The sequence below is a fragment of the Bradyrhizobium guangdongense genome (genome assembly GCF_004114975.1).
Classification (GTDB): domain Bacteria; phylum Pseudomonadota; class Alphaproteobacteria; order Rhizobiales; family Xanthobacteraceae; genus Bradyrhizobium; species Bradyrhizobium guangdongense.
On record NZ_CP030051.1, the window covers coordinates 3803255 to 3827901 of the forward strand.

Below are 24647 nucleotides of genomic sequence, written 5' to 3' on the forward strand. Positions count from 1 at the left end.
GGATTGGTTGCAATGAACGTTGCTGTGGCAAAGACCGGAAAGGGCCGCGCCGTGAGCGATTTCTTCGCCAGCGCCGAAGGCCGCCTGCCGGGTTCGCCGGGAGTGGCAGCAGTGCGCCGCGAGGCGTTCGAGACCTATGAGCGTCTCGGTCTGCCGCATCGCCGAATCGAGGAATGGAAATACACCGACCTGCGCGCGCTGGTCGGCGAGGTGCTGCCGCTGGCAGCGGTGCCGGATACAGCCGCGCTGAAGCTCGCCACTGAGGCCGTGAAGGCGCATGCGATTGCCGGCGCCCGCAAGCTGGTGCTGGTCGACGGCGTGTTCGCAGCCGATCTGTCTGACGTCAGGGCGCTCGCATCCGAGGTCAGCCTCAAGACGCTGCGCGAGATGCTCGCGAATGAGGCCAATCCCTCCGCCGGCGATCTCCTCCGGACCACGTCGACCGATGCGATGATTTCGCTCAATGCGGCCATGGCGACCGACGGCGTCGTGGTCTCGGTGGCCGACGGCACCCGTCTATCGGCGCCGATCCAGCTCATGCATATCGCGACGGCGGCGGGCGCGTCCGCCTTCACCCGCTCGCATCTGCGGATTGGCAAGGGCGCCCGCGCCACTGTTGTCGAGACCTTCGTCGCGGCCGGCAAGGCGAGCGGCTACCAGGTCAACGACGCGGTGATCCTCTGGATCGGCGACGATGCCGACGTCGCGCATATCCGCCTGATGGATGATGCGCCTGACGCGGTGAATGTCTCCTCGCACTTCGTCACCGTCGGCGCCGCCGTGAAGCTGAACTTCTTCAACATGACGACGGGCGCAGCCGTCAGCCGCCTGCAGGGCTTCATCACGCTGGCGGGCGAGGGCAGCGAGCTCTCGGCCAACGGCGTCAACCTTCTGCAGAAGACCGAGCATGGCGACACCACGCTGGTGGTCGATCACGCCGTGCCGAACTGCGTCAGCCGCGAGACTTTCCGCGCTGTCATCGACGATCGCGCCCATTCGGTGTTCCAGGGCCGCATCATCGTCCGTCCCGATGCGCAGAAGACCGACGGCAAAATGATGACCCGGGCGCTTCTGCTCTCGGACGAAGCCGAGGCCGACAACAAGCCCGAACTCGAGATCTTTGCCGACGACGTCTCCTGCGGCCACGGCGCCACCGCCGGCGCGCTGGACGACAGTCTGCTGTTCTACCTCAAGGCTCGCGGCCTGCCGGAGAAGCAGGCCCAGGCGCTGCTGATCCAGGCCTTCGTCGGTGAGGCGATCGAGCAGATCGCGGACGATGGCCTCCGTGAGCACGTGATCGGCATCGCCGAGCGCTGGCTGGAGCGGCGGTCATGAGCACGCATCCTGCGGTCGAGAACGGGGCCTATGACGTCGCGCGCGTGCGCCAGGATTTTCCGGCGCTCGCCATGCAGGTCTACGGCAAGAAGCTGGTCTATCTCGACAACGCCGCCTCCGCGCAAAAGCCGAGCGCCGTGCTCGAGCGCATGACGCAGGCCTATACGAGCGAATACGCCAACGTGCATCGCGGCCTGCATTACCTCGCCAATGCCGCGACGGAAGCCTATGAGGGTGGTCGCACCAAGGTGGCGCAGTTCATCAACGCGCCCCGTACGGAAGAAGTGATCTTCACCCGCAATGCCACCGAGGCGATCAACCTGGTCGCCTCGTCCTGGGGCGGGCCGAACATCGGGAAGGGCGACGAGATCGTCCTTTCGATCATGGAGCACCACTCCAACATCGTGCCCTGGCATTTCCTCAGGGAGCGCCAGGGCGCCGTGATCAAGTGGGCGCCCGTCGACGACGAGGGCAATTTCCTCATCGACGAGTTCGAGAAGCTGCTGACCTTGAAGACGAAGCTGGTCGCGATCACGCAGATGTCGAACGCGCTCGGCACCATCGTCCCGGTCAAGGATGTCGTGAAGATCGCCCACGCGCGCGGCATTCCCGTGCTGGTCGACGGCAGCCAGGGTGCGGTGCATCTGCCGGTCGATGTCCAGGACATCGGCTGCGACTTCTACGTCTTCACCGGGCACAAGGTGTACGGTCCGACCGGCATCGGCGTGCTCTGGGCCAAGTACGATCACCTCGTCGCAATGCGCCCCTATAATGGCGGCGGCGAGATGATCCGCGAGGTCTCGCGCGAGATTGTCACCTATGGCGATCCTCCGCACAAATTCGAGGCGGGCACGCCCGCGATCGTCGAAGCGGTAGGTCTTGGTGCCGCCATCGACTACGTCAATTCGATCGGCAAGGAGCGCATCGCCGCGCACGAGCACGATCTCACGGCCTATGCCCAGGATCGCCTGCGCGAGATCAATTCGCTGCGGCTGATCGGCACGGCCCGCGGCAAGGGACCGGTGATCTCCTTCGAGCTCAAGGGCGCGCACGCCCATGACGTCGCGACCGTGATCGATCGTCAGGGTATCGCTGTTCGCGCCGGCACCCATTGCGTGATGCCGCTTTTAGAACGGTTCAACGTGACCGCGACCTGCCGGGCCTCGTTCGGCATGTATAATACGCGGGAAGAAGTCGATCATCTGGCACAGGCGCTGCTCAAGGCGCGGGATTTGTTCGCATGAGTGACACGGCCGAAATCAAAGCCAATCCGATGGAAACCCATTCGGCGTTGCCGCCGGAGGAGACCGAGCGGCTGACGCGTGAGATCATCGCCGGGCTCAAGACCGTTTTCGACCCGGAAATCCCGGCGGACATCTACGAGCTCGGCCTGATCTACAAGGTCGAGATCAAGGACGATCGTTCCGTCGACGTGCAGATGACGCTGACGACGCCGAACTGTCCGGCTGCCGGCGAGCTGCCGACCATGGTCGAGAATGCGGTCGCCAGCGTCCCCGGCGTCGGCGTGGTCGACGTCAAGGTCGTCTGGGAGCCGGCCTGGACGCCGGAGCGCATGAGCGACGAGGCCCGCCTCGTACTCAACATGTGGTGACGGTCTCTGCTCGCATTGAATTCGCTTCGGAACGGACCAAATAAATAACATGACCCAGGCGACACCAGCTTCGACACCAAAGCCCCGGCGTCCGCGCCCTCAGGTGATGCGGCTAACGGACGCCGCAGCCCAGCGCATCAGCGAGCTGACGCAGCGTGCGGACTCCGAGATCGTCGGCCTGCGCGTCGGCGTGAAGAACGGCGGCTGTGCCGGCCAGTCCTACACGGTCGAATATGCCCACGAGATCCGCCCGACCGACGAGGTCGTCGAGGACAAGGGCGTCAAGATCCTGGTCGATCCCAAGGCCGTGCTGTTTCTGCTCGGCACCGAGATGGACTACAAGGCCGACAAGATGCAGGCCCAGTTCGTCTTCAACAACCCCAACCAGATCTCCGCCTGCGGCTGCGGCGAGTCTGTCGAACTGCGTCCCGCCAAGATCGACGGGTAGGCCTCGTCTCACGCTTCTTCGCTCCGCCGTCGTCCCTGCGAACGCAGGGACCCATTACCGCGTGGTCTCTCCGTGACATGCGGTGTGAGCACTATGCTGGCGCGACTACCAGTCTTCGCTAAACTGCTCCCTGTGGTTATGGGTCCCTGCGTTCGCAGGGACGACGATGGGGGGAGAGTTGGGCCATGGACCGCGAATTCCTGATCGACCTGTTCGCCGATTTTGGCCCGGTTACAATCCGCAAGATGTTTTCCGGTTACGGCATCTCCGCCGACGGCATCAATTTCGCGCTGTCCCTGCGTGCCGGCCTGTTCCTCCGCGCCGACGAGCAGACGATCCCCGACTTTGAAGCGGAAGGCTCAAAGCCGTTCCAGTATTCGACCCGCGCCAAGACCGTGCTGGTGAATTCCTATTGGGAGCTGCCGGCGCGTCTGTTCGACGATTCCCAGGAGCTGGCGCAATGGGCGAGGGCGGCGCTTGCCGCCGCCCAGCGCGCCAAGGTGAAGAAGCGGCCGAAGAAGAAAGCTGCGGCGAAGAAGTCCTTAGCGAAGAAGGCTGCCAAGAAGACGGTGCGTAGGGTGGGTAAAGCGAAACGTGCGCACGGTTCGAAATAATCAGGTCGAGATCGCGGGCACGGCGCTTGCGCGCCTTTGCCAACGCTACGAGATCTCAATCCGCGGCCTTGGTCAGGCCAACACGCATGTCCTTTGCGACGAAGACGCAGACACCGTCCGCAACCACGCGACCGTCGGCAATTCCGAGCACGAGCTTGCCGCGCCGGACCATGCGCATGGCGACCTCGTAGCGCACTGATCGTGTTTCCGGCGTGACCGCTCCCGTCACCTCGACCTCGCCGACGCCGATGGCGCGGCCCTTGCCCGGCGAACCCGACCAGCCGAGCCAATAGCCGATCATCTGCCACATCGCGTCCAGGCCCAGACTTCCCGGCATCATCGCGTCACCGCGATAGTGGCAGTCGAAGAACCAATGATCCGGCACGATGTCGAGCTCGCCGACGATGTGGCCCTTGCCGAATTCGCCGCCATTCAGGCTGATCTCGGTGATCCGGTCCATCATGAGCATCGGCGGCGCCGGCAATTGCGCGTTGCCCGGCCCGAAATAGCCGCCTTCGCTCGATCTCAGCAGCTCGTCCTTGCTGTAGGACGGCTGCGGCGTGTGAAAATCATGGGGATTGGGCACGACGATGGTCCTCGCTGCGCAGGCGGCGAGGAAGATGTTGCTCGTCAGGTTGCAATGTCAAGCGGCGGCGGTGCGCCGCGCGCGTCATGCCACCTGGTTATGCGTCTCGACCGCGTATTCCGGATCGGCTTCGCAGATCACGCGGTTGCGGCCATTGCGCTTGGCCGCGTAGAGGCAGGCATCGGCGCGCTCGATCAGCGCGTCGGTGTCGTCGCCCTGCTTCAGCATCGATACGCCAACGGAAATGGTGACGCGGCCGAGGATCTCGCCGGTCGACTTCTTCTTCAACTCCTTCGCCATTACGGCGCGGCGGATGTGGTCGGCGACGGTGAGAGCCTGGCGCAGCGCGGTGTTGGGCAGCACCACCGCGAACTCCTCGCCGCCGTAGCGCGCCGTGATGTCCTGGCCCTTGATGGTCTGCTTCAGCGACAGGCCGACCAGCCGCAGCACCTGATCGCCGGTGAGGTGGCCATAGGAATCGTTGAACGACTTGAAATGGTCGATGTCGAGCAGCAGCAGCGAGAGCGGCTCGTCGCCGGCAAGCGCGCTCTGCACGGCCATGCCGATCATGCGGTCGAAATATTTACGGTTGCCGAGACCGGTCAAGGGATCGGTCAGGCTCTCGGCGCGGATCGCTTCCAGGCTCTGCTGGAGATTGCTGATCTCGTTCTTCGACAGGGTCAGCCGGTCTTCCAGCGCCTTGTTGGTCTCGCGCATTTCGCCGGTCGAGCGCAACAGCGCTTCGACGATCGCCTTGATCTGCTCGCGGCTGCTCGCCGAGGAGAGTTGCTCGCTGGCGCCCGACAGGCTGGCGTCGTAGGTGCCGGTCATGCCGAGTGCGTTGCTTAACACCGTCATGACGTCGTCGATCTCGCCGATCACGCGCGCGCCGACCTTGTCGATACGGTCGGTCGTTTTGATATGGGAGAGATAGGTGTCGTAGATCTGCTCGAGATCGGCTTCGGTCAGCTTGCCGTGGCGCGCGAGCGTCTCGTTGATGATCTTGTTGAGCGGTGCGTTGTAGCCGGTCGCGTAGACGTACCAGATCTCGTAATTGCGGGGAATTGCGGTCTGCTTCAGCGACCGGATCTGACCGAGCGCCACCTCGGCGAACGCCATCGTGCGTTCGTGTTCATCGAGCACTTTGACCACAGAACATACCCCACGGCGGTCGATGCGCCCATCGACCGCAGCAATGCTTTTAAATTATGTTCGTAGGCTAACGGACGATGATGAACGGTCGGTAAACGTTCGGCCGTTCAACTCAGGCGTGTATCGCGGTGTCAGGCGCCGGCCGGGGAGCGGACCGGGCGCAGCAGAAACGCGGGGAGATGCGAATGATCGCCGGGCTCGGTGTCGGCCTCGCGTTGGCGGCGCGGCTCGGGGCGACCGATCGACGGCACATGCGAATGATTGCCCTGGGGGCGGGAGCCGTGACGTGGCTCCGACGACGGCCTCGCCTCGCGTGCCGGCCGCGCTTCGGTTGAAGACCGGGTCTCGCCGCGCGGCTCGTGGCTGCGTTCACGATCGTGGCCGCGCTGGCCGCGTTCACGGGGCGACTTGCCGCGTCCGCCGCGGGAACGCTCACGGCCGCGCTGCTCGCGCGGGCGCTCGGCCGAATCGCCGGCTTCCGCGTGGATTTCGTAGTCGCCCTCGGCGCGCGGGATGCTCTGGCCGATCAGCTTCTCGATCGCGGCCATGGACTTCTGGTCGAGCGGCGTCACGATCGAGATCGCGGTGCCGGTACGGCCGGCGCGGCCGGTGCGGCCGATCCGGTGCACATAGTCGTCCGCATGATGAGGGACGTCGAAATTGAAGACGTGGCTGACCTCGGGAATGTCGAGGCCGCGGGCGGCGACGTCGGAGGCGACGAGGAGGGGCAGCTCGCCCTTGCGGAACTGGTCGAGCGCGGCCATGCGGGCGGGCTGGTCCATGTCGCCGTGCAGCGCGCCGACGCTGAAGCCGTGCTTCTGAAGCGATTTGTGAACGATCGCGACCTCGCGCTTGCGATTGCAGAAGATAATCGCGTTCTTGAGATCCTTGGCCTCGCGCAAGAGGCGGCGCAGCAGCTCCCGCTTCTCATGCGCCTCGCGGCCGGCGGGCACCTGCGACTGCGTCACGGTGACGGCGGTGGTGGCGGGCTTGGAGACCTCGACCTTCTGCGGATTGTGCAGGAAGGCCTCGGTGATGCGCCGGATTTCCGGCGGCATGGTCGCGGTGAAGAACAGGGTCTGCCGCGTGAACGGGACGAGCTTGCAGATGCGCTCGATGTCGGGGATGAAGCCCATGTCCAGCATCCGGTCCGCTTCGTCGATGACGAGCAGCTCGACGCCGGTGAGCAGCAGGCCGCCGCGCTCGGTATGGTCGAGCAGACGGCCCGGGGTGGCGATCAGCACGTCGACGCCGCGCGTCAGCTTGGCATCCTGGTCGCCGAAGGAGACGCCGCCGATCAGCAGGGCGACGTTGAGTTTCTGGCCTGCGCCGTAGCGGTCGAAGTTTTCCTTCACCTGCGCCGCAAGCTCGCGGGTCGGCTCCAGGATCAGCGTGCGCGGCATACGCGCGCGGGCGCGACCCTTCTCGAGGATGGTGAGCATCGGCAGCACGAAGGCTGCGGTCTTGCCGGTGCCGGTCTGGGCGATGCCGAGCACGTCCTTGCGTGCGAGGACGTGAGGGATCGCCTGTTCCTGAATAGGGGTGGGGTTGGTGTAACCGGTGGCCGCCACTGCGGCGAGGACTTTTTCGGACAGTCCGAGATTGGAAAAGGACATTGAGCCTCTGGTCGAAACCGCCGTTCGGAATCGAGGGTAAAAAGGCTGTCGCGTTCCACCCCGAAACGGCGCGCTCTCAAAGAAGCTGGGGGTGCTGACTCACGCGAACAAAGCGCAAGGCTCAGGAATCGCTCTTCGATCTGAGCCGCGTCGACCCGGAACATAGGGAGGAATCCGCCAAAGTCAATGGAGCGGGCGCGGGAAGACCCTAAAAACCCTAAGGTTTTCGCTCAAATCACGGGCGCGGCTTGGCTTTTCGGCAGCAAGCGGCCGGGCGGGTGGTTAACGCAACCCTGCGGCCTTGGTCCGAAAATCGCCGGGCGCCATGCCATAGGCGGCGTTGAAGACCCGGTAATACGTCGCCAGGCTCTCGAAGCCGCAGGCGGCGGCGATGTCGGCGATCAGCCGCTCCGGCGCTTCGCGCATCAAGAGGCGGCTTCGCTTCAGCCGCTCCTCGGTCACCGTCTGGGAGAAGCTGCGCTCCGCCGCCTCGAACAGCATGTGCAAATGGCGCACGGAAACGCCGAGCAGATCGGCCACTCGCGTCGGCGCCAGATCGGGGTCCTGCAAATGGCGGGCGATCAGGCGCCGCGCCAGCGACAAGCGGGCGGTCCGGAGCGCGGCCTGTCCGCGCCGGCTGCCCGGCCTGACGATGCCGCGCTCGATCAGCGCCAAATGTCCCAGCGCCTGCACCAGCGGCGCGGAGTCGGAGGAGGCTTCGTTCGCGGCCGCCTCGCCGAGATCGGCAAAGCAGGCATCGAGCAGGGCGTGCAGAGCGGGATCGCTAAAAGGTTTTGGTGCAAGCTCGCGCATGCGCTTGTCCTGGGTTGCAAGGCCGCGGACGGGGATCTTCAGGATGCGCAGGTGGAAGCCTGAAGCGCCCAACGGCCTGGTGCGGTAGGGCAGGTCGGTGTGGCTGGTTGCGAAGCTGCCATTGGCGATCGCGAAATCGCTGGAGCGCATGCCGCCGAACCAGCCGCCGCCACCGAGCTGCTGGTAGACGCAGATGCTGTCACCCGGCGCGCGGTCGATGTCGGCATGGCTCCGTTCGACCGCGTATGACGAGGCTTTCAGCTCGACCAGTCCGCCGCCGCCGACCTGGCTCAGCGAGAACTCACCATGGAAGTCGCCGCGCCGTTCGCGATCGAGTTCCGCCGTAACCCCGAACAGCCCCTTGGCGCGAACCTCGCGCCAATAATCGAAGCGTTCGAGCGGCTCGACCTCGTCGGTGCACCAGCGATACACGGTAGCCCCTCGTCCCCAATGGAATGCCCGCAAGAATGAGCAGATTCCGCGGGAATCTGCCATAGGCGAGATGGCGAATGGACAAGCTCCGCGCGGTTGAACCCTCGATGCAATTGGACCGACTATCACATCGACGGCGCAGGGTTCCGCCGGGAAGCGGGCGAGCCGTTCTGAAGGGGAATGTCACGATGACGCGGCGGTTTTTGAGGACTCTGGCAGTGCTCGGCCTGGCGGCGAGCCTCAGCGGTGTCACAGGCGCCGCACATGCCGAAAAGCGCGTCGCGCTCGTCGTCGGCAACAACGACTACAAGAACGTTCCAAAACTCCTGAAGGCCGTGAACGACGCCCGCACCATGGGCGACACGCTGAAGCAGCTCGGCTTCCAGGTGATGGTCGCCGAAAACCAGAACCGTCAGCAATTTACCGAGACGCTGCTTGCCTTCGACCGGGCCATCGAGCCCGGCGACACCGCGTTCTTCTTCTATGCCGGCCACGGCTTCGAGATCGCGGGCCAGAACTATCTGCTGCCGACCGACGTGCCGGCGGCGACCGAAGGCCAGGAAGAGCTGGTGCGCGATGCCTCCATTCTGGCGGATCGCGTGGTGGAGCGTCTCCAGAACAAGAAGGCACGCACCTCGATCCTGGTGTTCGATGCCTGCCGCAACAATCCGTTCGAACGATCGGGTACGCGCGCGGTCGCCGGCGGCGGCGGGCTTGCGCCGATGACGCAATTGCCCGAGGGCGTGTTCTCGGTGTTCTCCGCCGGCCCGCGCCAGACCGCGCTCGATCGGCTTTCCAACGACGATTCAAATCCCAATTCGGTGTTCACGCGCACCTTCGCCAAGGAGCTGCTGCAGCCCGGCGAAAACCTCGTGCAGGTCGCGCAGCACACGCGCCGCCTGGTCAGCGAGATGGCCGACACCGTCAAGCACAAGCAGGTGCCGGTTTATTTCGACCAGATGGTCGACGACGTTTTCCTCAGCGGTGCGGCCAAGGACGCAGCAACCGCTGCGCGACCGGCCGATTCGCCGCCGCAGAAGGTCGCCGCGCTGCCGCCGGTCTCGGTGCCGCGCGTGCCGCGGGAGGAGACCACCAACGCGCCGATCGCGAGCTTCTCGCGCCACAACGGCGGCTGGAGCGTGACGTTCTCCTTCGCCGATCCCACGGTCGGCATTTCCTGGCGCATGGCAGGCAATAGCGATTTCCGCGAGACCGGTTTCATGGACACCCTCGATCCGCGCACACGCAAGCGGATGCCGAACCCCTCGATCGAGCTGCCTGCGGATGCGCAGGCCGGCACCATCGAGGTTCGCTACGTCGACGCCGCCGGCGACATGCAGGGCCCGTTCCCGATCAAGTTCGACCCTGAAGCCGCGCTGATCCGCGATCAGCGCAAGATCCTCGACATGACCGCCACGAGCTGGCTCTCGTTCCGCCAGTTCAACGGCCTGCTGGTCTATTATTCCCATCTGCTGTCGTATCGCTGCGCGATCCGCGAAGCGCGGATCGGCATCGACACGGCGGTGCCTGACAAGGTGCTGAAACTGCCGCCCTGCGATCTGCGCGATCCGTCTGCCATCACTGCCGGCATGCAGCTCTATGAGAAGCTGCCAGCAGCGACGCAGTTCATGTCCGTCGAACTGACTTATCGGGACGGCAGCGTATCCGAGGTCAAGACGTTCCGGACCGCGAACCGCAGCAACAATTGAGCCGTGCCTGGAACCCGGGCAGGCGGATGCCGCCCCGTTATGCGCGAGGCTTGCGCAAGAAGCGCTTGAGCCAGTCGAAGGCCTCGATCAAAGGCGGCGCGAGCGAGAAAAACGCTCCCATGGCGATCGAGATGATGACGTGGCTGAGCAGGAACTTCTCCTGTTCCTCAAAGGGAGAGCCGCGCTGATCGATCGGCACCGGCGCAAGCGCGCCGGTTTTGCGCGGATACGGACCGCGCGACCTGCGCGGCGGCAGCATGATCACGACAAAAAGCACGTTGATCAGCAACCAGATGCCAAGCACTATGAGCAGGGTGCGCACTGCAAGATCATCCTCAAGTCAGCCGAAACTGTCGACGACGGGACGGTCACTCGGAAACCCAGTCAACCAGCTCGGACTTGTTCTATCGCAGGCGGACAAGGGTCGTAGGCGAGGATCGGATGGAAGCAGATACGCCACAGCGGACCCCGCGTCACTCCGTGAGAACCCGGTGTTGCATCGTTGGCGGGGGCCCCGCCGGCATGATGCTCGGCTATCTCCTCGGACGGGCCGGCATCGATGTCGTGGTGCTGGAGAAGCACGCCGATTTCTTCCGCGACTTTCGCGGCGACACCGTGCATCCTTCGACGCTTCAGGTGATGGACGAACTCGGCTTGATCGACGGCTTTCTCAGGCTGCCGCATCAGCGCCTGCAGACCTTGGACGGCCTGATCGGCGGCAGCAAGGTACGGATCGCCGATTTGCGCCGGCTACATACGAAGTACCCGTTCATCGCCTTCATGCCGCAATGGGATTTCCTGAATTTCCTGCGCGAGGCCGGTAAGCGCTTCACCTCGCTCAAGGTGCTGATGAACACGGAAGCCGTCGACCTGATCCTCCACGGCGAGGTCATCGCCGGCGTGCGCGCCACGACGCCCGATGGCATCGTCGACATCGAGGCCGATCTCACCATCGCCTGTGACGGCCGGCACTCGACGGTGCGCGAGCGTGCGGGGCTCAGCGTGGAGGAGATCGGCGCGCCGATGGATGTATTGTGGTTCCGGGTGGGACGAACGCCCGACCAGAGCGAGAATTTGTTCGCGCGTGTCGAAACCGGCAAGATGATGGTCACCTTCGATCGCGGCGACTATTGGCAATGCGCCTATGTCATCGCCAAGGGGCAATATGATGCGGTGAAGGCGAGGGGGTTGCCGGCGCTGCTCGACGACGTCGTGCGCATGGCGCCGATCCTCAAGCAGGGCATCGCCGAGGTGAAGAGTTTTGACGACGTCAAATTGCTGACGGTCGCCATCAATCGCTTGAAACGCTGGACGCGACCCGGATTGCTTCTGATCGGCGATGCCGCGCATGCGATGTCGCCGGTCGGCGGCGTCGGCGTCAATCTGGCTGTGCAGGACGCGGTCGCGACCGCGAACCTGCTTGCGGACAAATTGAGCCGCGGTTGCCCCACCGAGGATGAGCTCGATGCCGTCAGGCGACGCCGCGCGTTCCCCGTGAAGATGACGCAGGCCATGCAGGTGGTCGTGCAGAACAACATCATCAGCGGCGCGCTGAAGGGTGGCGATCGGCCGCTCAAGGTGCCGCTGATCGTGCGGCTGATCACCGCCCTGCCGTGGCTTCAGCGTATCCCGGCGCGCTTCATTGCGATCGGCGTCCGGCCCGAGCACGTGCATTCGCCGCGCCGCAATCCCAGCGCAGGGATCCGGTAGGGATAATGTCGCGTTAAATTGCGCTTTCCGCGTTGCGCGCGAGCAACAGCGCAGACGGATTCTAGGAACGTCCCCGGCCAATCCGGCGCCTTAACTTTCTTGATTCAAATTTGAGTAAGAACTGCGTGTGAGCGTGCGCCCATCAAAGGACACGGGGTGTACCATGCGTAACAAATTGATTGCCGCCTTCGCCTGCACGACCGCTCTGGTTACGACCGGTGCTGCTTCCGCCGCCGATCTCGCCGCGCGTCCCTACACCAAGGCTCCCGCCTATATCGAGCCGCTGTTCAACTGGACCGGCTTCTATGTCGGCGGCCATATCGGCGGCGCCTGGACCAACGAGCAGTTCATCAACAACGGCACGGGTGCGGCGTTCGGCGATCTGACGCCGGGCCAGGGCTATCGCCAGCGCAACTCGGGTGTCATGGGCGGCGCCCAGATCGGCTACAATTGGCAGGCCAACAACTACGTGTTCGGCATGGAAGGGACGATCTCCGGCCTCGACAACAAGGGTTCGTTCAGGAACACTGCTTTCGGCCCCGCCAACGATGTCTTCTCCTGGCGCGCCAACGTTCTTGCCACCGTCGTCGGTCGCGCCGGCTTCGCGGTTCAGAACAACCTCTTCTACATCAAGGGCGGCTACGCCGGCGTGAACAACAGGCTCTCGGTGACCGACCCCGTCGTGACGGGCACCGGCGGTCAGACTCACTGGGCCAATGGCTGGACCGTGGGCGCCGGCTGGGAGTACGGCATCACCCGCAACTGGATCGTCGGCCTCGAGTACAATTACGCGGCGTTCGGCAGCCAGACCTATCAGCTCGGCGGCACCGCGGGTAACTACACCTTCGATGCCAAGCCGCGCGATATCCAATGGGCCGTCGTGCGCGCCAGCTACAAGTTCGACGCGCCAGTGATCGCGCGCTACTGAGCAACAAACGACCAATCGAAGAAAAGTCACGACCACATTAAAAGCCCCGGCTTCCACCGGGGCTTCTTTTTTGTGTGCGGCGCGGTTGCGCCTCAGGCCATGATCGAGAAGCCGCCATCGACGGGGATCGCGGTCCCCGTGACGAAGTTCGAGGCTGGGGAGGCGAGGAACACGGCGATGCCGGCGAAATCGTCGATGTCGCCCCAGCGCCCCGCGGGCGTGCGCGCCAGCACGCGCTCGTGCAAGCCCGACACCTGCTTGCGCGCGCCCCGGGTGAGATCGGTGTCGATCCAGCCCGGCAGGATGGCATTGACCTGGATGTTATCGGGTGCCCAGGCATTGGCACAGGCGCGCGTGTACTGCACGATGCCGCCCTTGCTCGCGGCATAGGCGGTCGCAAAGCTCGCACCGAAGATCGACATCATCGAGCCGATATTGATCACCTTGCCGTTGCCGGATGCCTTGAGCGCCGGATACGCCAGTTTCGAGCAGACGAAAGCGCTGGTGAGGTTGGTGTCGATCACCTTGTTCCACTCGTCGAGCTCGAGCTCGTGCGGCGGCTTGCGGATGCTCATGCCGGCGTTGTTGATCAGAACGTCGATGCGGCCGAGCTCCCTGACGACGCGGTCGATCATGGCGGCGACCGCCGCCTTGTCGGTGACGTCGGTGGTGACCGATATCGCCTTCACACCGCGTGCCCTGAGATCGGCGACGGCTGCCGCCGATTTGGCTTCATTGCGTCCGATCACGGCGATATCGGCGCCGGCGTCGGCCAGCCCATGCGCGAGCCCGAGCCCAATGCCGCCATTGCCGCCTGTGACGATCGCGACTTTGCCGCGGAGATCGAACCGGTTGGATGTCATGCTTTCACGTCCTGGTTTCTTCTATTGGTTGCTTTGCCAGATCAGCACCAGCCCGAAGCCTGCCATGGCGGCGCCGTAGCCGGCCCATTGCAGCTGGTTGATCATGAAGCTCGATCGCGGCCAGGCGATGGTGCCGGTGCCCTGTCCGATCCAGAGCAGCCCGACGGCGAGGGCAAACAGGCCTGCGACAAGCAGAAATCTGCGCATGCATTCCTCCCCATTGGACGGCTTCTGTCGCGGCCTGCGGCAAGCGATCGCCGCAGGTCACGAAAACTTCCGCAAGACTAGCCGTAGCTTCGGTGCAGATACAATGCTGGACCTAGGGCCGCGAAAGGCAGTGTGGCCGATCGAGTCAAGAAAAAGCCCCGGACCGGGCCGGGGCTTCCGCTGTTCAGGCTGACCGGCTCAATACTTCGCGACCACTGGCCCGGCGTTGAAGCGATACACAAGCGAGGTGCTGATGGTCTGCACCCAGGGTTTGAAGGTGACGGACATGCCGCTCGGAGCGCCGCCGAAGTTGGGTGTGAACGTCAGTGGCAGCGAAGTGCGATCATAATAGGCGCTCCGGTACTCCGTCTTCATGAACCAGCCCGGCGTGGCTATGCCGAAGATGTTCAGGCTGTTCTCCACGCCGCCGCCGACGAACCAGCCGTCGCGATGGAACGAAGGAGCCGTGTACAAGGGCGTGGTGGGCAGGAACAGCGAGTTCAGCGTGGTGCCCGACCACTCCGAGCCCGTATAGCCCGCATTGACGTAGGACAGGACGTTCGGAGCGGCGAGATAGCCGAGCCGCAGGCCGGCTGCGTAGCTGGTGCGAAGCTTCTCGGTCCCCTCTGCATTGGCCATGAAGGTTTGGGTGAGGGAGCCTCTGATGTCGCCGAACTGGCCGTCCGCAAACGCGCCCGCGACCCAATTGCCGGCGAATTGCCAATCGTAACCGGCGCCGACCGTTCCGAACCAGCCGCTGCCGCCGAGGCGTTGATCGCGCATGATCTGCATCACGGGCGGCGCGGTGGTCTCGATGCTGCTGTCCGCCGCCCAGAGTCCGCCGCCGGCGCCGCCGAAGATGTAGAACCCGGTCCAGTTCGGGCCGGCAAAGGTCGCGGGAGCCTTGGCGTAGAGACGCGGAGCGAGGTCTTCTGCAGTCGCAGGCATGCCCTTGTCGTTGAAGCGGTAGACCAGCGACGTGCTGATCGTTTGCACCCACGGTTTGAAGGTGAGGGCAGCGCCCGCTGGCGCCCCGGCAACCCCGCCTCCGCAGCCGAGCGCAGCGCCGGCGGCCGTGCAGGTCTCCGCCAACGTGGTGCGGTCGTAGAAGGCGGATCGATATTCAGTTTTCATGAACCAACCCGGCGCATTGATGCCCAGGATGTTGAGATTGTTCTCGACGCCGCCGCCGACGAAGAAGCCATTGCGATGGAACGAGGGGGTGGAGGTGAGCGGGTCGGTCGTGGTTCCCGGGAGGACGGACAGAGACGACAAGCCCACGCCGGACCATTCAGAGCCGGAATAGCCGGCGTTCACATAGGACAAGACGTTCGGGGCCACGAGGTAGCCGAGTCGCGCGCCTGCGGCGTAGCTCGTGCGGAGCTTCTCGCGGCCTTCGAAGACCCCGTTGGTATCAGACAGCGAGCCGCGGATCTCTCCGAACTGGCCGTCAGCGAACACGCCGGCGACCCAGCGGCTGCCAAATTGCCAATCGTAACCGAGGCCGACGGTGCCGAACCAACCGCTGCCACCGAGCCGCTCATCACGGGTCAGCGGCGTTCCGATACCAAACCCGGCTCCGTTGTCGACCACATTGCTGTCGGCATTCCAGAGACCGCCGCCACCGCCGCCGAAGACGTAGAAGCCGGTCCACGCGGTCGGAGACGCGATGGGAGCCTTCACATAGGGCCTGGCCGCGAGATCGGCCGCCTCGGCGGATCCTGAACAAGCCGCGATTGCCGCGAGTGCGACGACGAACTTCTGTCTCATTTCCAATTCCCTGCCTTCCACAGCCGATGTGCGGGAACCATAGGAAGATTCCGTCGAAATGGCTGTTACCGGCCGGCAACAAGACGAGAAGCGGGGTAGGGGCTGTTGCGACGTCTTTCGACTTTGCCCGCCGGTGTCACCATGGGGGCGCGAGGGCGCGTTTCGGTGTCGATGCCCGCAACAACGCAAAAGCCCCGGGCGATGCCCGGGGCTTTGACGTCTGAAGTGAAATTCAGTTCAGCTCAGTACTTGGCGACGACCGGACCGGTCCAGTTGAAGCGATAGACCAGCGAGGTCGAGATCGTCTGGTTCCAGCTGTTGGCGCGGATGTCGCGACCGACCAGGGCGTTGGTGCCGTCGACCAGCTCGTTCGAGGTCTTGGCGTTGTAGAAGGCCGAACGATACTCGGTCTTCATGAACCAGCCGGGCGAGGTGATGCCGAAGATGTTCAGGCTGTTCTCGACGCCGCCGCCGATGAACCAGCCGTTGCGGTTGTAGCCGTTCAGGTGGATGCCGGCCGGAACGCCAGCCAGGGTCATGAAGCTGGTGCTGCCGAAGTGAGCGCCAGAGTAACCGCCGTTGACGTAGGAGAGAACGTTCGGGGCGACCAGCCAGCCGAGGCGCACACCGGCGGCCCAGGAGTCTTCCAGCTTCTGGTTGCCGGTGATGCCGACGGTCGGATCCTGGATGGTGGCGCGGATGCTGCCGAACTGACCGTCAGCGAACACGCCGGCGACCCAAGTGCTGTTGAACTGCCAGTCGTAACCGAGACCGACGGTGCCGAACCAGCCCGAACCACCCTGGCGCTGGTCGATGGTCAGCGCGGTGTTGGTGCCGGTGGTCTGGACATGCTGGTCGGCGTTCGAGAGACCGCCGCCGCCGCCGCCGAAGATGTAGAAGCCGGTCCAGTTGGCGACGGGAGCCGCCATCGGAGCCTTCACGTACGGACGGGCCGCAAGGTCAGCCGCCGAGGCCGAACCGGTCAGCGCAGCAACCGCGGTCAGTGCGAGCACAATCTTCTTCATGATGAAATCCCCAACCTTGGTTCGTAGCAGGCGCGAGCGCACTGAAGTCCGTGTGATCTGATGCCTGAACTATAGACGGTTCTCGCCGAAATGCTGTTGCAGGGCAGGCACAGTCGCCGGAAAACGCCCGCCGGCCGGGTTTGGCGACGCTGTGGCGTCACCCTGTAAATTGCACGAAATTTCAATGACTTGTGCAATTTCTCGACTCCCTTGTCCGGGTAAGTCTTCGTTAGGAAGTCGCCCTTGTTCGAAACGGAGGCAATCCGGCTTCAGCCCATTCTCCGAGGTCGATCCCGTGAGTCGTTGGCCGAGTCGCGCCAGAGAGCGGATCATTTGCGGATCAGAATTACCCGCAAGCGGCAGTCTCGGCCCTCAAACGAAAAAGCCCCGGACGCGGGCCGGGGCTCTTGAGCGCAAATCCTGCCTTCAGACGTCCAGTAATTCCTCGCTGGCAAATTCAGCCTTGTCGGAGATGAAGGCAAAGCGCGCCTCGGCCTTGGTGCCCATCAACCGCTCGACCGAATCCGCGGTGGTGTCACGGTCATCCGCAAGCAGCACCACCTTGAGCAGCGTCCGCTTGGACGGATCCATGGTGGTTTCCTTCAGCTGCGCCGGCATCATCTCGCCGAGGCCTTTGAAGCGGTTCACCTCGACCTTGGCGTTGGCGTTGAAGGCGCTCTTGATCAACTCGTCCTTGTGCTTGTCGTCGCGCGCGTAGACCGATTTGGTGCCGTGGGTCAGCTTGTAGAGCGGCGGCACCGCGAGGAAGAGGTGGCCCTCGTCGATCAGGCGCGGCATCTGACGGTAGAAGAAGGTGATCAGCAGCGAAGCGATATGCGCGCCGTCGACGTCGGCATCCGTCATGATGATGATGCGCTGATAGCGCAGATCCTCCTCACGATACTGCGCGAGCGTACCGCAGCCGATGGCCTGCACGAGATCGGAGAGCTGGGCGTTCGCCGTCAGCTTGTCCTTGCCCGCGGAAGCGACGTTGAGAATCTTGCCGCGCAGCGGCAGCACGGCCTGGGTCTTGCGGTCGCGCGCCTGCTTGGCGCTGCCGCCGGCCGAGTCGCCCTCGACAATGAAGAGCTCGGAGCCTTCGGTGCCGGCATCGGTGCAATCGGCGAGCTTGCCGGGCAGGCGCAGCTTCTTGCCGGCGGTCTTGCGCGCGGTTTCCTTTTCCTGGCGCCGGCGCAGCCGCTCCTCGGCGCGGTCGATCACGAAGTCGAGCAGCCGGTTGGCCATGTTCGGATTGCCCGACAGCCAGTGGTCGAACGGATCCTTCATCGCCTGTTCGACGATGCGCTGTGCTTCGGCGGTGGCGAGGCGATCCTTGGTCTGACCCTGGAATTCAGGCTCGCGCACGAACACCGAGAGCATCACGGCCGCGCCCACCATCACGTCTTCGGAGGTGATCGACGAAGCGCGCTTGCCCTGGCCGACGCGTTCGGCGTGGTCTTTCAGGCCACGCAACAGCGCGCTGCGCAGGCCGGATTCGTGCGTGCCGCCATCCGGCGTCGGCACCGTGTTGGTGTAGGAGGAGAGGAAGCCGTCTGCGTCCGCGGTCCAGGCCACGGCCCATTCGCAGGCGCCGTGCGCGCCGTTGCGGCCGGACTTGCCGGAGAAGATATCGGGATGCACCAGCGTGTCGGCGTGGATTGCGGCGGCCAGATAGTCCTTGAGGCCGCCGGGGAAGTGGAACGTGGCTTCCGCCGGCACGTCCTCGATGCCCTTGAGCAGCTCGGGTGCGCAGTTCCAGCGAATTTCGACGCCGCCGAACAGATACGCCTTGGAGCGCGTCATCTTGAACAGGCGCTGCGGCTTGAACACGGCCTTCGCGCCGAAGATGTCGGTGTCGGGCTTGAAGCGGACGCGGGTGCCGCGGCGGTTGTTGACCTTGCCGAGATCCTCGAGCTTGCCCTTCGGGTGCCCACGCTCGAACGACATGCGGTAGAGCTTCTGGCTGCGCGCGACCTCGACCTCGAGGCGCGAGGAGAGGGCGTTCACCACGGAGATGCCGACGCCGTGCAGACCACCCGAGGTCTCGTAGACCTTGCTGTCGAACTTGCCGCCCGAATGCAGCGTGCACATGATGACTTCGAGCGCCGACTTCTTCGGGAACTTCGGGTGCGGATCGACAGGAATGCCGCGGCCGTTGTCGGTGACGGTCAGGAAGCCGTCTGCGGAGAGCTCGACACTGATGAAGGTCGCATGTCCGGCCAGCGCCTCGTCCATCGAGTTGTCGATCACTTCCGCGAAGAGGTGATGCAGCGCCTTTTCGTCGGTGCCGCCGATATACATGCCGGGACGGCGCCGCACCGGTTCCAGGCCCTCGAGCACCTCAATGTCGGCTGCGGTGTAGTCGGCTTCTCCGCCGCTCGCGCGCGGCGCCGCCTTCGCGCTGCTGGCGCGCCCCTTCGGCTCATTGCCGTCGAATAAATCGTCTTTAGCCTTGGTTTTCAACCGCTTGGACATATATCTTGATGCGTTTTGAGGGCCGCGCGGGCGGCGAATCGGTTCGCGCGACTATGCCATGGCTGGCCGGCAAAGGTCACCGCCGGGCCGCCACCGGGGCGTCGTTGGGAGCCAATGCCGGCGATTTTACGCTGCTGGCCGAGCTATTCCCGGCAATTTGACGTCCTGGTCCGGCCCGGGCCGGATTTTGTGACTTGATGTCACACAAGTGCTTGGCTTACCAGTCCTTTTTATCGCAGCACCTTGGGACAGGGCGGGAAGGCTAATTCGGAATGGAGCAGTTTGCGCACGCCCTGGCCGACTTCGTGCGTGCTCACCAGGCCTGGGCAGCTCCGATCGTGTTCCTGCTCGCCTTCGGGGAGTCGCTCGCCTTCATCTCGCTGCTGATCCCGGCCTGGGGCGCCCTGGTCGCCATCGGCGCGCTGATCGGGGCAAGCGGCATCAGCTTCTATCCCGTCTGGATCGCCGGCGGCCTCGGCGCGGCGCTGGGCGACTGGGTCTCGTACTGGTTCGGCTTTCGCTACAAGGAGCGGGTCGCCCAGATGTGGCCGCTCTCGCGCTATCCGGAACTGTTGCCCAAGGGCGAGGCTTTCGTGCGGAGCTGGGGCGTACCCAGCATCTTCATCGGCCGCTTCTTCGGCCCCTTGCGCGCCTCGGTGCCGCTGGCAGCCGGCATCTTCGAGATGCCTTATTGGACCTTCCAGGCCGCCAATTTCGTCTCGGCGCTGGTCTGGTCGGCGGCGCTCCTCGTGTTCGGCGACGTGATCGCGAAGATCACGGAATGGATCTGGCGGGTGATCTGACGCCAAAACTTGACGGGAACCGCCACTGGCCTTATCACCCCACGCCATGATCAACGCCGCGACCATCCTGTTCGCCCGTCGCCGCCGCCGCAGTCTTGCGGTTTGGGCGGTCGATCGCGTTTGAGATCATCGTCTTTGCCGCTGGATCCGATCCGCGGCATTCTCTCTCCTGTCAGCGCGATCTGATCCGGCGGCTCCCCAAGGAGGCCCAGCAGGAGACCACGATGTACACGCCACCCCATTTCAAGCAGGACCGCGCCGCGAGCCTGAAATTCGCCGACGAGCGCGGCTTCGGCACCATGTGTGCCTTTGACGGCAGGAAGCCGGTCGCATCGTCGCTGCCGTTCTATCTGAGCTATGCCGATGACGGCACGCCGCACGCGGCCTTTCATGTCGCCCGTCACAATCCGCTGATAAAGCTGGCGGACGGCGCGACGTCCTGGCTGCTCGCGGTCAACGGCCCCGATGCCTATGTCTCGCCGGACTGGTACGTCTCGCCGGATCAGGTGCCGACCTGGCTCTACCAGTCGGTGCATTTGACCGGGCCGGTGCGGCTGTTGTCGGACCAGGAGCTGTCGGCGCAGGTCGACACGCTCAGCGACAAGTTCGAGAACTGGCTGCTGCCGAAGAAACCCTGGACGTCGGGCAAAATGACCGCGGGCCGGCTCGAGGCGATGAAGAAGGGAATCGTGGGTCTGGTGATGACGGTTGAAGAGGTCGAAGGCAGCTTCAAGCTCAACCAGCACAAATCCGATGCCGACTATGCAGCGATCGCGAATGCGCTCGGCGATGGCGATGCCGACGCGAAGCAGATCTCGAGCTTGATGCGGCAGATCCGGCCGCAGGTTTTTGCAGACGACACGAACACGCTCGAAAGGAGCGCACCATGAGCCTCACGGAAACCATGAAAGCCCCGACATCAGGCGCGGGCGCCAAGCCCGCCACCGTCTTCGTCGACGGCGGCTCCGGCACCACCGGTCTCGGCATCAACGAGCGGCTGAAGCTCCAGAGCGACGTCGTCGTGAAGACGATTGCCGACGACAAGCGCAAGGATCCCGCGGCGAAGAAGGCACTGATGGAGGAGGTCGATCTCGTGATCCTCTGCCTGCCCGACGATGCCGCCAGGGAAACGGTTGCCCTGGTCGACAGCATGGGCGCCTCCGCGCCGAAAGTGCTGGACGCCTCGACCGCCTACCGGGTTGCGCCCGACTGGGCCTATGGCTTTCCCGAGCTGACCCCGGACCAGGCCGGCAAGATCAAGGCCGCCAAAAAGGTCTCAAATCCCGGTTGCTATCCGACCGGTGCGATCGCGCTGTTGCGTCCGATCGTGGATGCCGGCCTGCTGCCGCACGACTATCCCGTCACCGTCAATGCGGTGAGCGGCTATTCCGGCGGCGGCAAGTCGATGATCGCGAGCTTTGAAGACGGCAGCGCGCCGTCGTTCGAACTCTACGGCCTCGGCTTCGAGCACAAGCATTTGCCGGAGATGCAGCTCTATTCGAACCTGACGCGACGGCCGATCTTCATTCCCTCGGTCGGCAACTACCGGCAGGGCATGCTGGTCTCGGTGCCGCTCCAGCTGGACACGCTGCCGGGGAAGCCTGATGGTGCCGATCTGCAAGCCGCAATGGCAAAGCGCTACGCCGGCTCGAAATACGTCTCGGTGATGCCGCTTCAGAACGAAGCGGCCAAGGGCGGCCGGCTCGAGCCGGAAGCACTCAACGAGACCAACATGCTCGAGCTCTATGTCTTCGCCAGCGACAAATATCACCAGGCCGTCCTGGTCGCCCGGCTCGACAATCTCGGCAAGGGCGCCTCCGGCGCGGCCGTGCAGAACATGCGCCTGATGCTGGGATTGCCGGAAGAGTAGGGCGAGCGTCTATCCTCCGTCATCGCGAGCGAAGCGAAGCAATCCAGAATTCCCACTGCGGAGACAGTCCTGGATTGCTTCGTCGCATCAGCGCAAGCTTGGCAACTTTGTCGCGAACTCCTCGCGAGACGGTGAAACTTACGTCAAAACACCCCGAAGATCGCCAGCGCCAGAACGGCCTGCGCCAGGAATCCGACGGTGAAGGCGAGGGTGCGGAACACGGGAATGCCGAGCGCATAGACGATCAGATGCGCGACGCGCGCCCAGAAATAGACCGCGCAGGCGAGCACCGTCCATTTCGAGGAATATTCGATCGCATTGAGGATCAGCACCAGCGGCGCGAACAGCACGAGGTTCTCGACCGCGTTGTCATGGGCGAACATCAGACGGTTGGCCCAATCGGCCTGGGGCTTGTCGCCGCGCGAAGGGTTGGCCATCGCGCCGCTGAGGCCCCGAACCTGGCAGCGATTGATGGTGTAGGGAATCCAGAGGATCCCGGTCAGGATCACCGTGCACGTCAGCCAGAACAATTCACGCGTCATAACCCGATCCCCTCTGTCGTCGCTGCCTTGAGAGTGAGCTTATACAAGCGCGGGAGATTCCGCTACGCGCGAACCCTGACATAGCTGCCGGGTGCGTCCTCGATCGGAGGCAGCGCCTCGGTGCCGACGCTGCGCGCAGGCACTTCCTCCGGATCCAGGCTGCCCAGCCATTCGCGCCAATCCGGCCACCAAGAGCCCTTGTGCTCCACCGCGCCCTTCATCCACTCGGCGACATTGGCGGCCTTGATGTTGTCGTTGGTCCAGTACTGGTATTTGTTCGAGGCAGGCGGATTGACGACGCCGGCGATGTGGCCGGAGCCGGACAACACGTATTTCACGGGGCCGCCGAAGAACTGCGAGCCGTACAGCACCGATTCCGCCGGCGCGATGTGGTCTTCGCGCGTTGCGAGATTGTAGACCGGCACCTTGACCTTGGAGAGGTCGAGCAGGGTGTTGTCGAGCACCATTGTGCCCGTCGACAGCCGGTTCTCCAGATAGCAGTTGCGCAAATAATAGGAATGGTTCGCCTGCGTCATCCGTGTCGCGTCGGAATTCCAGTGCAACAGGTCGAACGCGCTGGGCTGCTGGCCCTTGAGATAGTTGCTGACGACGTAGGACCAGATCAGATCGTTCGAGCGCAGCATGTTGAAGGCCATCGCCATCTTGGAGCCTTCGAGCACGCCTGAGGCCTTCATGTCCTGCTCGAGCGCCGCGATCTGTTCCTCGTCGACGAAGACCAAGAGATCGCCGGCATGGGTAAAGTCGACCTGGGCGGCAAAGAACGTTGCCGAGCTCACGCGCTGGCGCCGCTTCTCGGCGAGCCAGGCCAGCGTGGTCGCGAGCATGGTGCCGCCGACGCAATAGCCGGCGGTGTGCACCTTCATCTCGCCGGTGACCTTCTCGATCACGTCCATCGCCGTGAGCGGGCCTTCCTTCATGTAGTCTTCCCAGCTCTTGGCGCCCAGGCGCTTGTCGGGATTGACCCATGAGATCACGAACACGGTGATGCCCTGGTCGACGCACCACTTGATGTAGGATTTCTCCGGCTTGAGATCGAGAATGTAGAACTTGTTGATCCAGGGCGGCACGATCAGGAGGGGGGTGCGCAGCACCTTCTCCGTGGTCGGAGCATACTGGATCAGCTGCATCATCTCGTTCTGGTAGATCACCTTGCCGGGCGTGGTCGCCATGTTGACGCCGACGACGAGGTTGTCAGGGTTGGACTGGCGGATCTTCAGCATGCCCTTGCCGGCAGCGATGTCCTCCGCCAGCATCGTCAGGCCGCGCGCGAGGTTCTCGCCGCTGCTTGCGACGGTCTCGCGCAGCACCTCCGGATTGGTCAGCACGAAGTTCGACGGCGAGATCGCGTTGGTGATCTGCTGGATATAGAATTCGGCCTTGCGGCGCGTGTGGACATCGAGCTCGGCGTCGCGCACGAGTTCCTGCGCCCATTTGGTCGTGAGCAGATAGAGCTGCATCATGAAGTCGAAGAACTGGTTCGACTTCCATTCCGGATCGGCAAAGCGCTTGTCGCGCGGCGAGGGCGCGATTGCGGGCGCGGCGTCTTGTCCGGCCATGCGGCGCGCCGCCGAGCCCCAGAGATCGAGATAGTCCTTGGCGAGCTTGGTCTGGAGGTCGGACGATCGCGACTGGTCGGACAGCCAGTATTCGGCGACCGAGGTGAACGTCTTGACGACTTCGGTGAGTTCGGTCGGAGGACGGTCCTGCACCTCGCCGCTCTCGCGCGGCTTCAGGAACGCGGCGAGCGCCTTGCCGCCGCTCTCCATCGCCCGCGCGACGTTCATCGCGAAGGCTTCCGCATCGAACTTCGTTTCAGACTTTGTCCCGGACGTTGTCCCGGGCGTGCGCGTGTCGGTCGTGACGGTACTCATGAAGAGGACAGTAACGATTCATTCCGTATTCGTCACCGCGAAGCTCGCTGGTTTCGCGTTAAACAGGCGCGAAGATGTGCTGCACTGCGACAAGGCTTCTTGCTTTTGTCACAATCGACGTGCACCTCTCGTGCTGTGGGCCTCGGAAGATTTCTCGCTCGTGCCATTTGTGGGCAGCAATGGTTTGAGCTTGGGCAGGTTGTTGATTAAGCTATCGGCAGCCTTGCGTTGGGACGAGTAGGGGA

The 24647-nt window shown here is 64.0% G+C and carries 25 protein-coding genes; 13 read left to right on the forward strand and 12 right to left on the reverse strand.

Going from position 1 to position 24647, the window contains the following annotated elements:
* Positions 1-12: 12 nt before the first annotated feature.
* The 5 genes from sufD (at position 13) to X265_RS18145 (ending at position 4009) form a co-directional block, all read left to right on the forward strand.
* A complete protein-coding gene (sufD, locus tag X265_RS18125; protein WP_128966037.1) occupies positions 13-1335 on the forward strand; it encodes a Fe-S cluster assembly protein SufD in 1323 nt (440 codons plus the stop codon).
* A complete protein-coding gene (locus X265_RS18130) occupies positions 1332-2579 on the forward strand; it encodes a cysteine desulfurase (protein ID WP_128966038.1) in 1248 nt (415 codons plus the stop codon). The genes sufD and X265_RS18130 overlap by 4 nt, the downstream gene beginning before the upstream one ends.
* Positions 2576-2947, forward strand: coding sequence for an SUF system Fe-S cluster assembly protein (locus X265_RS18135; RefSeq protein ID WP_092229105.1), 372 nt, complete (start codon positions 2576-2578; stop codon positions 2945-2947). Before X265_RS18130 ends, X265_RS18135 begins: the two co-directional genes overlap by 4 nt.
* 49 nt (positions 2948-2996) lie before the next feature.
* A complete protein-coding gene (locus X265_RS18140; protein WP_083514086.1) occupies positions 2997-3395 on the forward strand; it encodes a HesB/IscA family protein in 399 nt (132 codons plus the stop codon).
* A 185-nt stretch (positions 3396-3580) separates the two neighbouring features.
* Complete coding sequence (locus X265_RS18145; RefSeq protein ID WP_128966039.1) at positions 3581-4009, forward strand: TfoX/Sxy family protein; 429 nt, start codon at positions 3581-3583, stop codon at positions 4007-4009.
* Positions 4010-4064: 55 nt separating this feature from the next.
* On the opposite strand, the gene fabA is transcribed toward X265_RS18145, so the two are convergent.
* The 4 genes from fabA to X265_RS18165 all read right to left on the reverse strand — a co-directional run bounded on the left by fabA (position 4065) and on the right by X265_RS18165 (position 8608).
* Positions 4065-4595 (reverse strand): bifunctional 3-hydroxydecanoyl-ACP dehydratase/trans-2-decenoyl-ACP isomerase, encoded by a 531-nt coding sequence (fabA, locus tag X265_RS18150; protein WP_128966040.1) that lies wholly within the window; start codon positions 4593-4595, stop codon positions 4065-4067.
* A gap of 84 nt (positions 4596-4679) precedes the next feature.
* Complete coding sequence (locus X265_RS18155) at positions 4680-5747, reverse strand: GGDEF domain-containing protein (RefSeq protein WP_128966041.1); 1068 nt, start codon at positions 5745-5747, stop codon at positions 4680-4682.
* A gap of 131 nt (positions 5748-5878) precedes the next feature.
* Positions 5879-7363 (reverse strand): DEAD/DEAH box helicase, encoded by a 1485-nt coding sequence (locus X265_RS18160; RefSeq protein WP_128966042.1) that lies wholly within the window; start codon positions 7361-7363, stop codon positions 5879-5881.
* A 282-nt stretch (positions 7364-7645) separates the two neighbouring features.
* Positions 7646-8608: a helix-turn-helix transcriptional regulator gene (locus tag X265_RS18165; RefSeq protein WP_128966043.1), complete on the reverse strand. Its 963-nt coding sequence runs from the start codon at positions 8606-8608 to the stop codon at positions 7646-7648.
* 188 nt (positions 8609-8796) lie between these two features.
* Here X265_RS18165 and X265_RS18170 point away from each other — a divergent pair, with 188 nt between their 5' ends.
* The gene (locus X265_RS18170; protein ID WP_128966044.1) at positions 8797-10317 is read left to right on the forward strand and encodes a caspase family protein; all 1521 of its coding nucleotides are present in this window, start codon (positions 8797-8799) and stop codon (positions 10315-10317) included.
* 37 nt (positions 10318-10354) lie between these two features.
* On the opposite strand, the gene X265_RS18175 is transcribed toward X265_RS18170, so the two are convergent.
* The gene (locus X265_RS18175; protein ID WP_128966045.1) at positions 10355-10639 is read right to left on the reverse strand and encodes a hypothetical protein; all 285 of its coding nucleotides are present in this window, start codon (positions 10637-10639) and stop codon (positions 10355-10357) included.
* Positions 10640-10758: 119 nt separating this feature from the next.
* On the opposite strand from X265_RS18175, the gene X265_RS18180 reads away from it, so the two are divergent.
* Both X265_RS18180 and X265_RS18185 read left to right on the forward strand, forming a co-directional pair.
* Positions 10759-12027 (forward strand): FAD-dependent oxidoreductase, encoded by a 1269-nt coding sequence (locus tag X265_RS18180; protein WP_128966046.1) that lies wholly within the window; start codon positions 10759-10761, stop codon positions 12025-12027.
* 163 nt (positions 12028-12190) lie between these two features.
* Positions 12191-12955 carry an outer membrane protein gene (locus X265_RS18185; protein ID WP_128966047.1) on the forward strand — a complete coding sequence of 255 codons (765 nt, stop codon included), beginning with the start codon at positions 12191-12193 and terminating at the stop codon, positions 12953-12955.
* 92 nt (positions 12956-13047) lie between these two features.
* Here X265_RS18185 and X265_RS18190 read toward each other — a convergent pair whose 3' ends face one another.
* From X265_RS18190 to parE, 5 genes are all read right to left on the reverse strand, one after another.
* Positions 13048-13818 (reverse strand): SDR family NAD(P)-dependent oxidoreductase, encoded by a 771-nt coding sequence (locus X265_RS18190; RefSeq protein ID WP_128966048.1) that lies wholly within the window; start codon positions 13816-13818, stop codon positions 13048-13050.
* A gap of 21 nt (positions 13819-13839) precedes the next feature.
* Positions 13840-14025 carry a hypothetical protein gene (locus X265_RS18195; RefSeq protein ID WP_128966049.1) on the reverse strand — a complete coding sequence of 62 codons (186 nt, stop codon included), beginning with the start codon at positions 14023-14025 and terminating at the stop codon, positions 13840-13842.
* A 198-nt stretch (positions 14026-14223) separates the two neighbouring features.
* The gene (locus X265_RS18200; RefSeq protein ID WP_128966050.1) at positions 14224-15795 is read right to left on the reverse strand and encodes an outer membrane protein; all 1572 of its coding nucleotides are present in this window, start codon (positions 15793-15795) and stop codon (positions 14224-14226) included.
* 242 nt (positions 15796-16037) lie between these two features.
* Positions 16038-16820 (reverse strand): outer membrane protein, encoded by a 783-nt coding sequence (locus tag X265_RS18205; RefSeq protein ID WP_164938653.1) that lies wholly within the window; start codon positions 16818-16820, stop codon positions 16038-16040.
* 426 nt (positions 16821-17246) lie between these two features.
* Positions 17247-19295 carry a DNA topoisomerase IV subunit B gene (gene parE / locus X265_RS18210; RefSeq protein ID WP_128966052.1) on the reverse strand — a complete coding sequence of 683 codons (2049 nt, stop codon included), beginning with the start codon at positions 19293-19295 and terminating at the stop codon, positions 17247-17249.
* 5 nt (positions 19296-19300) lie between these two features.
* Here parE and X265_RS40540 point away from each other — a divergent pair, with 5 nt between their 5' ends.
* From X265_RS40540 to argC, 4 genes are all read left to right on the forward strand, one after another.
* Entirely contained in the window at positions 19301-19456 is a 156-nt protein-coding gene (locus X265_RS40540) for a hypothetical protein (protein WP_164938339.1), read from the forward strand.
* 111 nt (positions 19457-19567) lie between these two features.
* Complete coding sequence (locus X265_RS18215; RefSeq protein WP_128966053.1) at positions 19568-20098, forward strand: DedA family protein; 531 nt, start codon at positions 19568-19570, stop codon at positions 20096-20098.
* Positions 20099-20322: 224 nt separating this feature from the next.
* Positions 20323-20988: an FMN-binding negative transcriptional regulator gene (locus X265_RS18220; RefSeq protein WP_128966054.1), complete on the forward strand. Its 666-nt coding sequence runs from the start codon at positions 20323-20325 to the stop codon at positions 20986-20988.
* The gene (gene argC / locus X265_RS18225; RefSeq protein ID WP_128966055.1) at positions 20985-21968 is read left to right on the forward strand and encodes an N-acetyl-gamma-glutamyl-phosphate reductase; all 984 of its coding nucleotides are present in this window, start codon (positions 20985-20987) and stop codon (positions 21966-21968) included. Before X265_RS18220 ends, argC begins: the two co-directional genes overlap by 4 nt.
* Before the next feature lie 143 nt (positions 21969-22111).
* Here the strand turns inward: argC and X265_RS18230 are convergent, their stop codons facing one another.
* Together X265_RS18230 and X265_RS18235 are read right to left on the reverse strand one after the other, a co-directional pair.
* Positions 22112-22510 (reverse strand): MAPEG family protein, encoded by a 399-nt coding sequence (locus X265_RS18230; RefSeq protein ID WP_128966056.1) that lies wholly within the window; start codon positions 22508-22510, stop codon positions 22112-22114.
* A gap of 62 nt (positions 22511-22572) precedes the next feature.
* Positions 22573-24315: a PHA/PHB synthase family protein gene (locus tag X265_RS18235; protein WP_244659467.1), complete on the reverse strand. Its 1743-nt coding sequence runs from the start codon at positions 24313-24315 to the stop codon at positions 22573-22575.
* Here X265_RS18235 and X265_RS41430 point away from each other — a divergent pair.
* The gene (locus tag X265_RS41430) at positions 24281-24643 is read left to right on the forward strand and encodes a hypothetical protein (RefSeq protein WP_244659468.1); all 363 of its coding nucleotides are present in this window, start codon (positions 24281-24283) and stop codon (positions 24641-24643) included. The genes X265_RS18235 and X265_RS41430 overlap by 35 nt on opposite strands.
* The last annotated feature ends 4 nt before the right edge of the window (positions 24644-24647 follow it).